We start from the raw sequence: 12816 nt of genomic DNA, 5'->3' as shown, positions 1-12816 counted from the left end.
GCCGCCGGCGGCGGGGATGGTGGCGCTGGCCGCGCGGCCGCTGTCGAGCTCGATGCCGACGTCGAGCGGCTTGGGGGCGCGGGCCCCAGGCCCAGCCCCAACCCCAGCCCCAGCCCAAGCGCCCCAGCATCAAGGTCGCCGACTACCTGGCCGACGTGGGGCTGCAGCTCAAGCCCGGCCTGCCCCCCGCCAACGAGGCCGAGGACAAGGCGCTCGAGCGCCTCGCCGGCTTCATGGGCGAGCGCTACTCGGCCTTCGAGGGGCTCTACGCCCGCCTCAAGAGCGCGGCCACCCGCGGCGGCGCCGACTTCCAGTACTCCCTCAGCGCCCTCAGCCAGCAGGACATCGGCACCAACACCCAGATCTGCCTGTGGCTCAAGGAGGCGGGGCTGTTGCGCAACTACTCCTACTCCAACAAGCAGCGGCGCATCTACGCCCGGCCCAGCAGCGAGGGCAAGCACCTCAACTTCCTCACCGGGGGCTGGTTCGAGCGCTTCGTGCGCCAGCGGGTGCAGCTCAGCCTGCGGCGGCGCAACGTCGCGCACGACCTCGAGGCCAACCCCCACATCCTCTACCCCAACGGCGACCGCTTCGAGGTCGACCTGCTGGTGCGCACCCCCAACCGCTTCCTGCTCGTCGAGTGCAAGACCGGTGAGTTCGACGAGGCCCTCGACCGCCACCAGCGCATCGCCTCCGACCTGCGCATCCCGGCCAAGCAGGTGCTCTACGTGCTGCTGGGCATCCCCGAGCCGGTGCTCGACGAGCTGAGCGGCCAGTGGGGCTTCACCTTCGCCAACGAGAAGACCATCGACGAGCAACTGGAGGCCGTGCTGGTCTGAAGCCTCCAGTGCCGAAAAGGTGCCGGGGGCCACGAAAGCTGCCGCGGCGCGGCATAGAATGCGGAGATTGCGATGAAGGAACGTGCAGTTTTGGTCCTCGAAGACGGTACCACCTACCACGGCTACGCCTTCGGCCACCGGGGCAAGAACGTGGGCGAGGTGGTGTTCAACACGGCCCAGACCGGCTACCAGGAGATCCTCACCGACCCCTCCTACAACGGCCAGATCGTGGTGATGACCTACCCCCACCAGGGCAACTACGGGGTCAACGTCTTCGACATGGAGTCCAACCGCCCCTGGGTGCGCGGCTTCGTGGCCCGCGAGTTCAGCACCTACGCCGCCGGGCCCCGCGCCCAGCAGAGCCTGGGCGAGTTCATGGCCGAGCACGGGGTGGTGGGGCTGGAAGGCATCGACACCCGCGCCCTGGTGCGCAAGATCCGCGAGGGGGGCGTGCTCAAGGGGGTCATCGCCCACGCCAGCCACGTCGGCGACCCCAAGCACCGTTTCACCCAGGCCGACCTCGAGGCCCTGCGCGAGGAGGCCCGTACCTGGAAGGACATCGACGGGCGCGACATGACCCCCGAGGTCTCCACCCCGCTGCCCTACCAGTTCCCCACCTTCAAGGGCAAGCGCCGCATCGTGGTGATGGACTTCGGCATCAAGCACGCCCAGATGCGCTACATGGCCGAGCTCGGCTTCGAGCTCATCGTGGTGCCCGGCAAGACCAACCCGGCGCAGATCATGGCGCTCGAGCCCGCCGGGCTCTTCGTCTCCAACGGCCCCGGTGACCCCTCCATGCCCCGCTACGCCCACGAGACGCTGTGGAAGCTGATGGGGCTGTTGCCCACCTTCGGCATCTGCCTGGGCCACCAGCTCCTGGGCCTGGCCGCCGGGGGGCGCACCTTCAAGCTCAAGTTCGGGCACCGGGGGGCCAACCATCCGGTCAAGAACCTGCTCACCGGCAAGATCGAGATCACCAGCCAGAACCACGGCTACGCCGTAGACCCCGACTCGCTCAAGGAGTTCCGCCCCACCCACATCAACCTCAACGACGGCACCCTCGAGGGCATGGCCCACCTGCGCTACCCGGTCTTCAGCGTGCAGTACCACCCCGAGGCCTGCCCCGGCCCCCACGACTCGCTCTACCTCTTCCAGCGCTTCCTCGAGGAGGTCGACGCCTTCCACGGCGTGACTGGAATGCCGGTAGAAAAGCAGCGTATGGACAAACTCGGAATCTGACGAACCGAGTTCGGCAAAGACAATTTGCCGTTTTTCAGCCGAGCTATTAGAATGCCTGCAAGTTGATCTTGGAGGCATCGATGAAAGCGTTGCGTTATCTGGGAATCGTGGTCTGTCTCGTAGGTTGTGCGCCAGTCGCGGTGCCGGAGGGCGCCGCCCCCGCCACCCCTGCCCCTACCCCCGTCCCGGTCAAGGAGGCCGTGGCTGAACCCGCCCCCGTGGCCGCGCCCCGCCCCGCGCCCACGCCCCTGCCGCCCCTGACCAAGCCCGCCGAGGGCGGCGTGTTGAAGCAGGGTCAGGTCTGGACGCTGTTCGTCAAGGACCCCAGCCTGGCGAACGCCTCCTTCAAGATCGTCGTGCGCAAGTCGCCCTTCCAGGCGGTGCAGGGCAGCGGGACCCAGGGCGCGATCATCGCCCTGGACAAGCGCCACGTCGTGCTGGCTTATAGCCCCTCCACCCGCCAGCTCAACGCCACCGTCTACCTCGAGCCCCTGCGCGGCTACGCGACCTCCAAGGCGCTGTTCTGCTCGACGACCCAGAGCGGCCCCACCTGGACCGGCCTCACCTTCGTGGGCACCCGCGAGGCCTACCCCGAGGCCGTCCGGCAGCGCAAGTACACCGGGCGCTGTGCCCTGAAGCTCGAGCCCTGAGCCTCCGGGCGGGTAGAATCGCCCCATGCAGACTCCCACCCGGCTCCCGCCGTTCCTGCGCGGCGACATCGAAGGCGTTCACCCCCTGGTTTCGGTCTGGCTGCGCAACCTCGAGGAGGTGGAGGAGACCGTGGACAGGTGGGCCGCCGACTTAGGCCCCGAGGGCTTCTGGTGGCTCCCGGCCGAAGGCGCCAACGCCGTCGGCGGCCTAGTGCGCCACGTCGGCATGGCCTCCGCCCGCCTCTACTTCCGGGGGACAGGCCAGGAGATCCCCCAGGCCTACCGGCTCTTGCCGCCGGAGCAGTTGCGGGTGACCCACGAGCCCCCCGCGGCGGTGCTGGAGGAATTCCGCGCGAACCTGCGCCTGGTCCGTGACGGGCTCTCCCGGCTCGAGCAGCCCGACCTCGAGGCCCCCTGCTCCTGGGGCGACTTCGCCCCCGTCCCGGCCCTTTACGTCTTCGACCACATCGCCGCCCACGCCCAGCACCACGCCGGGCAGATCATCACCACCCGCAAGCTCTGGAACGCCCTGAAGAGCCCCGGCGGCGGTGTGTTATCCTGAAGCCATGAACGAGCGTTCTTTCCAAGATATCCTCGAGTGGGTGGTATTGGGCCTGCTCATCGCCGTGGCTGCGCTCGTGGTCATGTGGGTGGGCGGCTGGCTTTTCACGTTCTTAGGAGCCATTCTCAAGGGCCTGGCCGGTCTGGTGTTCCGCCTGCTCACGATCCTGGTCCCCGCCCTGATCGTGGCCGGGGCGGTGTACTTCATCCTGCGGTACGTTCAGAAGCCCAAGTCGGCGTGAGATGCGTCGGTGGCTGATAGCCGATAGCTGAACGCTAAGCGCCGATAGCTGGTAGCCGAACGCAAAATGCCCCCTCTCCCGTCGGGAGAGGGGGTTCCCGTATCAAAGCTGATGGCTAACGGCTTGCAGCTTATACCGGATTCAAAAAGATAATCATCCGATCCGAAGAGCCCGGAGGCTATCTTTTTGAATCCTAGAGCACACCCCTCCCTGACGGTCGGCGAAGAAAGCGTATCCCTTCGGTCGGGTTGGTCCGTCACCGAACGGTGACGGACCAACCGAATCTGGTATTACTACTCCCCTGTGCCCGCCCGGCCCTTTTCTTCCCCGCCGGCCGGGAGGGTTCCCCGCACGCCACAGGCCTCCCTTCACCCGGCACCCTCTGGAAACCGCTCTTACAGTTCTGGGCGGTCCCAGGCACTAGGCTCGGCTCATGCCGAACCGCTTGATCCACGAGACGAGCCCCTACCTCCTGCAGCACGCCCACAACCCGGTGGACTGGTATCCGTGGGGGGAGGAGGCCTTCGCCAAGGCGCGGGCGGAGGACAAGCCCATCTTTTTGTCGGTGGGTTATGCCACCTGCCACTGGTGCCACGTGATGGAGCGCGAGAGCTTCGAGGACCCCGAGGTGGCGGCCTTCCTCAGCGCGCACTTCGTGCCGATCAAGGTGGACCGGGAGGAACTGCCCGACGTGGACCACGTCTACATGAGCGCCCTGCAGGCCATGACCGGTTCCGGCGGCTGGCCCATGAGCATGTTCCTGATGCCCGACCTGCGGCCCTTCTACGGCGGGACTTACTTCCCCCCGCGCGACCACCCGCAACTGCCCAGCTTCCGGCGGCTGCTCGAGGCCGTCCGCAACGCCTGGCTGCACCAGAAGGAGGACGTGCTCGAGAACGCCCAGGGCCTCACCGCCGCGCTGGGCAACGCGCTCCGGCCGCGCGGCGCGCCCCTGCCCGAGGACCTGCACGCGGCAGCTTTGGCCGGGCTGTCGCGGGCTTTCGACCCGAGCTACGGCGGCTTCGGGGGGGCGCCCAAGTTCCCCCAGAGCCCGGCGCTGCTCTACCTGCTCTCCCACGCCTGGCTGGGGGACGGCGTGGCCTGGAAGCACCTCGAGCTCACCCTCGAGCGCATGATGGAGGGCGGCATCTACGACCAGGTGGGCGGCGGCTTCCACCGCTACGCCGTGGACGGCATCTGGCGGGTGCCGCACTTCGAGAAGATGCTCTACGACAACGCGCAACTGGCGCGGGTCTACCTGGGGGGCTACGAGCTCTCGGGCAAGGAGCGCTACCGGCAGGTGGCCGAGGAGATTTTGCGCTACGTGCTGCGCGAGATGACCGGACCGCAGGGCGAGTTCTGGTCGGCCCAGGACGCCGACTCGGAGGGCGTAGAGGGCAAGTTCTACGTCTGGAGCGAGGCCGAGTTCCGTGAGGTGCTGGGGGCCGACGCCGACGCGGCCGCCCGGCTGTTCGGGGTGTCGGAGGCGGGGAACTGGGAGGGGGTCAACGTGCTCGAGCGCCGCTTCCCCGACGAGGCGCTGCGCGAGTCGCTGGGCCTGAGCCCCCAGGCCTACGGCGAGTGGGTCGAGGGCGTTCGGAGCCGGCTCTACGAGCGCCGCAAAGGGCGCGTTTGGCCCCTCACCGACGACAAGGTGCTTGCCGACTGGAACGGCCTGATGCTGCGGGCCTTCGCGGAGGCCGGGCGGTTGCTGGGGGAGGAGCGCTACCTGGAGGCCGCCCGCGCCAACGCCCGCTTCGTGCTGGGGACCATGCTGACGGGCGGCTTGCTGCGCCACTCCTGGCGGGCCGGGAAGCTGCGCCCCGAGGCCTACCTGAGCGACCAGGCCAATTACGGGCTGGGGTTGCTGGAGCTCTACCAGGCCACCGGGGAGATGGAGTGGCTCGAGGCCGCCCACCAGCGGGCCGAAGCCGTACTGGCCCACTTCCGCGACCCCGAGGGCGGCTTCCGCGACTCTATGAACGAGGGGCTGCCCGTCAAGGCCAAGGACGTGTACGACGGGCCCTACCCCAGCCCTTCGGCCTCGGCGGCCGAGTTGCTGTTCCGGCTGGCCGCCCTTTACGAGCGCCCCGAGTGGCACGAGGCGGCTCTGTCGGCGGTGGAGGTCTACTCGCAGAGCCTCCTGCGCAGCGCCTTCGGCTTCCCGGCGCTGCTCCAGGCGCACCTCGTCGGCACGCAGGGCAGCGAGCTGGCGATGGTGACGCCCTCGAGCTGGCTCCCGGAGGTGAGGGGGCAGTACCTGCCCATCACCACCCTGGCGTCCGGGCCCGCCGGCTCCGTGCCGATCCTCGCCGACCGGAAAGCGGGCCTGGCCTACTTGTGCCGCCACGGCTCGTGCCGGCTGCCGTCGGAGAATTTCCAGGCCCTGAGGGCTGAATTGCACGCGCTGTACCCGGGTGCCCGATTAGACTAGGCGCATGCGTGTCCTATTCATCGGGGATATCTTCGCCGAACCCGGTTTGCGCATCGTCTCGAGGCACCTCCCCGATATCCGCGACGACTTCGACGTGGTCGTCGCCAACGCCGAGAACACCGCGGGGGGCCTGGGCCTCTCCAAGGCGGCCTACAAGCGCCTGCGCAACGCGGGCGTGGACGTGCTGACCCTGGGTAACCACGCCTGGGACCAGCGCGAGGTGTACGAGCTCATCGAGACCGAGCCCATCGTGCGGGCCCAGAACTACCCCCCTGGCACCCCCGGCAAGGGCTGGTGGCGGCTCGAGGCGGCAGGGGAGAGCCTGTTGGTCTGCCAGATGATGGGCCGCCTCTTCATGGACCCCCTCGAGGACCCCTTCCGCGGCATGGACGCCCTCCTGGCCGAGCAGTCCGCCGACCACGTGCTGCTCGAGGTCCACGCCGAGGCCACCGCCGAGAAGCTGGCCCTGGCCCGCCACCTCGACGGGCGGGTAGCCGCCGTCCTGGGCACCCACACCCACGTCCCCACCGCCGACGCCGAAATCCTGCCGGGGGGCACCGGCTACCAGACCGACGTGGGCATGACCGGCACCTACGACGGCATCATCGGCGGCGAAGTGCACAGCTTCCTGGGCCGCTTCCTCACCCAGCGCCCCACCCGCTTCCGCGCCCAGGAAGGCCCCGCCCGCTTCCACGCCACCGCGCTCGAGTTCGAAAAGGGCCGTTGCGTGAGCATTAAACCCTACCGCTTCGACGAGCCAGTTTAGAAGGGCCGCCAGCGAAAGGCAGCCTAAAGGCCGAGGCATCTCGCGCATTGCGCACGACGTACGACGTAGGACGCACGACAGACGTACAACCGGCGTCTTGCGTTTTGCGTATTGCGTCTGGCGTACGACGTAGGACGTACGACGTACGACCCGCCCCCGGCGTCCGGCCGCTAGCCCCTTGACCCTCGACCTCTCTCCTCCTGTACCCTGCTACTCGTGGACCTCAACTACTACCCTTATCCCTCGCGCCGCACGGTGATGGTGGGTAAGCGCGGCGCGGTGGCCACCTCGCAGCCTCAGGCGGCGCTGGCCGGCATGGAGATGCTGCTGGCCGGGGGCAACGCGGCGGACGCGGCCCTGGCGATGGCGATCGCGCTCACGGTGCTCGAGCCCACCTCCAACGGCATCGGCTCGGACGCCTTCGCCCTGATCTGGGACGGCAAACTGCACGGGCTCAACGCCTCGGGGCCCAGCCCCAGCCAGCTCGAGCCCAGCGCCTTCGAGGGGATGCAGGAGATCCCGGCTCGAGGCTGGCTGCCCGTCACGGTACCGGGGGCTCCGGCGAGCTGGCGGGCGGTGTCGGAGCGCTTCGGCAAGCTGCCTTTCGAGCGGCTGTTCGAGCCGGCCATCCGCTACGCCGAGGAGGGCTTCGCGGTGTCGCCGGTGACGGCGCGGGGCTGGGGCCGCTCGGCGGAGACCTTCCTGAAGATGTCCGGGCCGGAACACCGGGCCTTCAACGAGGTGTTTTTCCCCGGGGGGCGCGGCCCGCGGGCCGGGGAGGTCTGGCGCAGCCCGGGCCACGCGGCCACGCTGCGGGAGATCGCCTCGAGCCACGCCGAGAGCTTCTACCGGGGCGCGCTGGCCCAGAAGACGGCCGAGTTCGCCGCCGCCACCGGGGGCTGGCTGACCCAGGCCGACCTCGCCGCCTACGAGCCGGAGTGGGTCGAGCCGATCTCGGCCCAGTACGGGGGCCTCGAGCTGCACGAGATCCCGCCCAACGGGCAGGGCATCGCCGCGCTGATGGCGCTCAAGATCCTCGGCGGCTTCGACATGGCCCGCGCCGCCCACGACCCCGTCGAGTACCTGCACCTCCAGATCGAGGCCATGAAGCTCGCCTTCGCCGACGCCCAGGCCGAAGTCACCGACCCCCGCCACATGCGCGTCAGCAGCGCCCAGTTGCTCGACGAGACCTACCTCTCCGGCCGCCGCCGGCTCATCGGGGACACGGCCCACGCCGCCGAGGCCGGCATCCCCAAGGGGGGCACGGTCTACCTCTGCGCCGCCGACGGCGAGCTGATGGTGAGCTTCATCCAGTCCAACTACATGGGCTTCGGGGCCGGGGTGCTGGTACCGGGCACCGGAATTTCCTTACAAAACCGGGGGGCGGGCTTCGTGCTCGAGCCCGGCCACCCCAACCGCTACGCCCCCGCCAAGCGCCCCTTCCACACCATCATCCCCGGCTTCCTGACCCGCGGCGGCAAGCCCCTGGGCCCCTTCGGGGTGATGGGCGGCCACATGCAGCCGCAGGGCCACCTGCAGGTGGTTCTGGGGCTGGAGGACATGGGCCTCAACCCGCAGGCCGTGCTCGACGCCCCGCGCTGGCAGTGGGTCAAGGGCAAGCAGGTCATGCTCGAGCCCAGCGTCCCGCAGCACGTGGTGCAGGGCCTCATCGACCGGGGCCACCAGGTGGTGATCCAGCCTGAAGCCGGGCTCTTCGGGCGGGGGCAGATCATCCTGCGCCAGGGGGAAATCCTGTTCGCCGGCTCCGAGCCCAGGGCCGACGGCCAGGCGCTGGCCTGGTGAGCTAGGCGGACTTCAGGCCCTTCGGAACCGTGCTGCTGTAGCGGATCACCCCATCCTCAGAGCGCTCGACGGCCCCGAGGTTGACCAGGTACTCCAGGTGCGCCAGCGTTTCCGACCAGGCGAAGCGGCGCTGCGGGAGGGAAAGCTCGCCGGGGAAGAGCCCTAAGGAGAGTTCCCAGCAGGTCTTGGGCTCGCCGTTCATCAGGCCCATCAGGTAGTCCAGGCGCTCCTGGTGGTGGGCGGCCAGCTCGTCGATGCGGCCCCGCAGGTCGCGCAGGGGGCGGTAGTGGCCGGGCAGGGCCAGCGCGACCTCGAGCCCCCGCGCCTTCTCCAGCGACTCCAGGTAGAGCCCCAGCGGGTCGGGGTAGGAGTAAGCCCACACGCCGATGTTGGGGGAGATGCGCTCGAGCACGTGGTCCCCGGCCAGCAGCACCCCGTCGCTCTCACGCAGCAGCATGGCGTGCCCGTCGGCGTGACCGGGGGTCCAGACCGCCCGCCAGCGCTGCCCGGCGAGCTCGAGCACCTCCCCGTCGCGGAAGGTGCGGGGATTCCGCGGGGCGTGCACCCGGCTGCGGGTCTTGTCCATCTCGCGCCCGAGGTTGCTCAGCGCTTCATCGGGAACGCCGTGCCGGCGGAAGAGCTCCAGTCCCGTCCGGCTCATGGCCTCGGGCTCGGTCCAGAAGGGGTGGCCGCGCTCGAGCTCCACGTCCAGCAGATACACCGGCACCCCCTCGGCCTCGATGAGCCCGGCCAGGCCGTAGTGGTCGGGGTGGTGGTGGGTCAGGACCAGCCGGTCGAGGTCGCCAAACTTCAGCCCGTGCCGCGCTAAGCCGGCCTCGAGGGCACCCTTGGCTTCGGGCATGTCTAGGGCACAGTCCACCAGCACCGCCCCGTCGCCCAGCAGCAAGTAGCAGTTGACGTACTTGAACGGGTATGGAATGGGAACTGGGATAACCTCGATGCCGGGCGCGATACTCATGGTTTAACTATACTCCTGGTTTGACTCGGTACAGAAATGTAGGGTGCTTTTTGGGTGGTCCAGGGTTCGTGCGTCTTGCGCTGAACGCCGATAGCTGATAGCCGATAGCCAAACGCGGGTCGTACGTCGTACGCGAGACGCCAAACGCCAAACGCAAAACGCCAAACGCCTTAGCCCTTGGCCCTGGACCCTCGACAGACCACGGGCCTTCCGCTGACGGCTTACCGCTCACCCCCCGCCACCTGCCTCATCCACGGCGAGCCTGAACAGTGGTATGCTGAAGTCCCGTGAAAACCTAGCTGGCTGGCCTCGACGCCAGGAGGGGCGTGAGGTCGCTCAGCCTTGTTTTGTTTGGAGGAGAGCAGGATGAAATACATATTTGTCACGGGCGGTGTGGTGAGCAGTTTGGGCAAGGGCATCCTGACCTCCTCGTTGGGGGCGATCCTGCGGGCCAGGGGCTACAAGGTCACGGCGATCAAGATTGACCCCTACGTGAACGTGGACGCGGGGACCATGCGTCCTTACGAGCACGGTGAGGTCTTCGTCACCGGCGACGGGGCCGAGACCGACCTCGACATCGGGCACTACGAGCGCTTTCTCGACATCGACCTCAGCCGGGGCAACAACCTGACCACCGGGCAGGTCTACCTCTCGGTGATCCAGAAGGAGCGCCGGGGGGAGTACCTGTCGCAGACGGTGCAGGTGATCCCCCACATCACCGACGAGATCAAGGACCGCATCCGCCGCGTCGCCAAGGAGCAGGAGGCCGACATCGCGGTGGTGGAGGTGGGGGGCACGGTGGGCGACATCGAGAGCCTGCCCTTTTTGGAGGCCATCCGCCAGTTCCAGTTCGACGAGGAGGACGGCGACGTGATGTACATCCACCTCACGCTGCTGCCCTACCTGCCCACCAGCGAGGAGTTCAAGACCAAGCCCACCCAGCACTCGGTCTCGGCGCTGCGGGGCCTGGGGATCCAGGCCGACGCGGTGGTGCTGCGCTCGGACAAGATGGTGCCCGAGGACGTGCGCAAGAAGGTCGCGCTCTTCACCAACGTGCGCCCCAGCGAGGTCTTCTCCAGCCCCACCGTGCAGTTCCTCTATGAGATGCCGCTGGTGCTCGAGGAGCAGGGCATCGGGCGGGTGGTGGAGAAGAAGCTGGGTCTAGAGCCCATCCAGCCCAACCTCAGCTTCTGGCAGAACGCCGTGCGCAAGCTCAAGCACCCCTCGGGCGAGGTGACGGTGGCCTTCGTGGGCAAGTACGTCAAGATGCCCGACGCCTACCTCTCCATCCTCGAGGGCTTCCGCCACGCGGGGATCGCCAACGACGCCCGCGTGAACGTGAAGTGGGTCAACGCCGAGGAGGTCACCGACCTCGAGAAGGCCGCCGAAGCCCTGCACGGGGTGGACGGGGTGCTGGTGGGGCCCGGCTTCGGCATCCGCGGCATCGAGGGCAAGATCCTGTGCGCCCGCTACGCCCGCGAGAACGGCATCCCCTACTTCGGGATCTGCCTGGGCCTGCAGGTCGCGGTGATCGAGTTCGCCCGTAACGTGCTGGGCCTGGAGGGGGCCAACTCCACCGAGTTCGACCCCTACACCCCCCACCCCGTCATCGACCTCATGCCCGAGCAGCTCGAGGTCGAGGGCCTGGGCGGCACCATGCGGCTGGGCAACTGGCCCATGCGCATCCACCCCGAGACCACCCTGCACCGCCTCTACGGCAAGGACCTGGCCTACGAGCGCCACCGCCACCGCTACGAGGTCAACCCCGCCTACGTGCAGAAGCTCATCGAGGGCGGCCTCACGGTCTCGGCGGTCACGCCGGGCATGCACGGGCGCGGCGAGGGCTTGGTTGAGGCCATCGAACTCCCCGACCACCCCTTCTTCATCGGCCTTCAGTCTCACCCCGAGCTCGCCAGCCGCCCCATGCGGGTCTCGCCCCCCTTTGGCGGCTTCGTCGCGGCGGCGCTCGAGCGCCATCGCCAGTTCAAGATCCTGGCCGAGCGGCCCAACCCGAACGCGCCGCGGCTGGCTTGAGGCTGGGCGGGTCGGTGGTCGATAGCTGGGCGCGGGTTGGATGTCGTACGTCCTACGCCGTACGTAAGACGCCAAACGCCAAACGCCAAACGCCTTGTCACCCCCCTTAGTAAGGGGGGCTAGGGGGGATACCCCCTCCCCGCCGGCGGGGAGGGAAGGGGAGGGGTGAACCACGAGCCGCTAGCCACAGGCCGCTAGCCACGAGCCACGAGCCTTCCGCTGACGGCTGACGGCTCCGATCAGCACCTGTTCGGAACCCTCGACCCACACCGAGGGCCGGGTGCGGGCGTTGAGCCCCGTGGCGCGGGCCTCCTGGCACACCGAGCACTCGCACCACCAGCGGGGAACACCCTGTGATACCAGATTCGGTTGGTCCGTCACCGAACGGTGACGGACCAACCCGACCGAAGGGATACGCTTTCTTCGCCGACCGTCAGGGAGGGGTGTGCTCTAGGATTCAAAAAGATAGCCTCCGGGGCTCTTCGGATCGGATGATTATCTTTTTGAATCCGGTATGAATCGCCGCTGCCGAGAAAACACAACCGTGAGGCCATACGCCGCCGAGTGTATCAGGGCGGGGATGGCTCGAGAACGGCGTACGGGGCGCACGCTAAGATACCCCCATGCCCTACACCCCCATCCTGGCCACGCTCGGCTACGTGCTCTCGCCCGACGGCCGCTCGGTGCTGCTGATCCACCGCAACGCCCGCCCCGACGACCCCGCCTTAGGCAAGTACAACGGGTTGGGGGGCAAGCTCGAGCCCCACGAGGACGTGGCCGCCGGGATGCGCCGCGAGCTGCGCGAGGAAGCCGGCATCGAGGCCACCCGCCTCATCCTGCGCGGCACCCTCTCCTGGCCCGGCTTCGGCAAGCACGGCGAGGACTGGTTCGGCTTCGTGTTCCTCATCCCCGAGTGGACCGGCACGCCTTTGGAGCGCAACCACGAGGGGGCGCTCGAGTGGGTCGCGCTCGAGCGCGTCGTCCGGATGGAACTCCCCATGTGGCCCGGCGACCGCCACTTCCTGCCGCTGGTCTTCGACGACGACCCGCGCCCTTTCCACGGGGTGATGCCGTACGCGGGCGGGCGGCCGGTGTCGTGGAGTTTTACGCGGTGAGGGGGTTGATAGCTGATAGCCCATAGCCGATAGCTGATAGCCGAACGCTAAACGCGGTCGTACGTCCTACGCCGTACGTAAGACGCCAAACGCCAAACGCCTTGTGTAAGGGGGGCTAGGGGGGATACCCCCTCCCCGCCGGCGGGGGGGGGAG

Annotated in this window: 11 protein-coding genes; 10 read left to right on the top strand and 1 reads right to left on the bottom strand. The window is 68.4% G+C overall.

Going from position 1 to position 12816, the window contains the following annotated elements; all coding sequences use genetic code 11:
* The 8 genes from MEICH_RS25175 to MEICH_RS0114550 form a co-directional block, all read left to right on the top strand.
* The coding region (locus MEICH_RS25175; RefSeq protein WP_218916407.1) for a PDDEXK family nuclease at positions 1 to 839 on the top strand (839 nt) is incomplete at its 5' end.
* Between the two features lie 72 nt (positions 840 to 911).
* Positions 912 to 2078, top strand: coding sequence for a glutamine-hydrolyzing carbamoyl-phosphate synthase small subunit (gene carA, locus MEICH_RS0114580; protein ID WP_027893262.1), 1167 nt, complete (start codon positions 912 to 914; stop codon positions 2076 to 2078).
* 200 nt (positions 2079 to 2278) lie between these two features.
* Positions 2279 to 2728, top strand: a complete 450-nt coding sequence (locus MEICH_RS0114575; protein WP_157202796.1) for a hypothetical protein — start codon at positions 2279 to 2281, stop codon at positions 2726 to 2728.
* Between the two features lie 25 nt (positions 2729 to 2753).
* Complete coding sequence (locus MEICH_RS0114570) at positions 2754 to 3290, top strand: DinB family protein (protein WP_027893260.1); 537 nt, start codon at positions 2754 to 2756, stop codon at positions 3288 to 3290.
* Between the two features lie 4 nt (positions 3291 to 3294).
* Positions 3295 to 3531 (top strand): DUF502 domain-containing protein, encoded by a 237-nt coding sequence (locus tag MEICH_RS0114565; protein ID WP_027893259.1) that lies wholly within the window; start codon positions 3295 to 3297, stop codon positions 3529 to 3531.
* Between the two features lie 433 nt (positions 3532 to 3964).
* Positions 3965 to 5965 carry a thioredoxin domain-containing protein gene (locus tag MEICH_RS0114560; RefSeq protein WP_027893258.1) on the top strand — a complete coding sequence of 667 codons (2001 nt, stop codon included), beginning with the start codon at positions 3965 to 3967 and terminating at the stop codon, positions 5963 to 5965.
* Positions 5966 to 5969: 4 nt separating this feature from the next.
* Positions 5970 to 6731: a TIGR00282 family metallophosphoesterase gene (locus MEICH_RS0114555; protein ID WP_027893257.1), complete on the top strand. Its 762-nt coding sequence runs from the start codon at positions 5970 to 5972 to the stop codon at positions 6729 to 6731.
* A gap of 216 nt (positions 6732 to 6947) precedes the next feature.
* Positions 6948 to 8534, top strand: a complete 1587-nt coding sequence (locus MEICH_RS0114550) for a gamma-glutamyltransferase family protein (RefSeq protein ID WP_027893256.1) — start codon at positions 6948 to 6950, stop codon at positions 8532 to 8534.
* A gap of 1 nt (position 8535) precedes the next feature.
* Here the strand turns inward: MEICH_RS0114550 and MEICH_RS0114545 are convergent, their stop codons facing one another.
* Positions 8536 to 9513, bottom strand: coding sequence for an MBL fold metallo-hydrolase (locus tag MEICH_RS0114545; protein ID WP_027893255.1), 978 nt, complete (start codon positions 9511 to 9513; stop codon positions 8536 to 8538).
* A gap of 366 nt (positions 9514 to 9879) precedes the next feature.
* Here MEICH_RS0114545 and MEICH_RS0114540 point away from each other — a divergent pair, with 366 nt between their 5' ends.
* Entirely contained in the window at positions 9880 to 11547 is a 1668-nt protein-coding gene (locus MEICH_RS0114540) for a CTP synthase (RefSeq protein WP_027893254.1), read from the top strand.
* A gap of 623 nt (positions 11548 to 12170) precedes the next feature.
* Complete coding sequence (locus MEICH_RS0114535) at positions 12171 to 12662, top strand: NUDIX hydrolase (protein ID WP_027893253.1); 492 nt, start codon at positions 12171 to 12173, stop codon at positions 12660 to 12662.
* Positions 12663 to 12816 lie beyond the last annotated feature (154 nt).

Origin of the sequence: Calidithermus chliarophilus DSM 9957, assembly GCF_000430045.1 — a bacterium.
Taxonomy (GTDB): Bacteria; Deinococcota; Deinococci; order Deinococcales; family Thermaceae; genus Calidithermus; species Calidithermus chliarophilus.
Note: the sequence above shows the minus strand (reverse complement) of the source record. Positions and strands in the feature narration are given on the sequence as shown.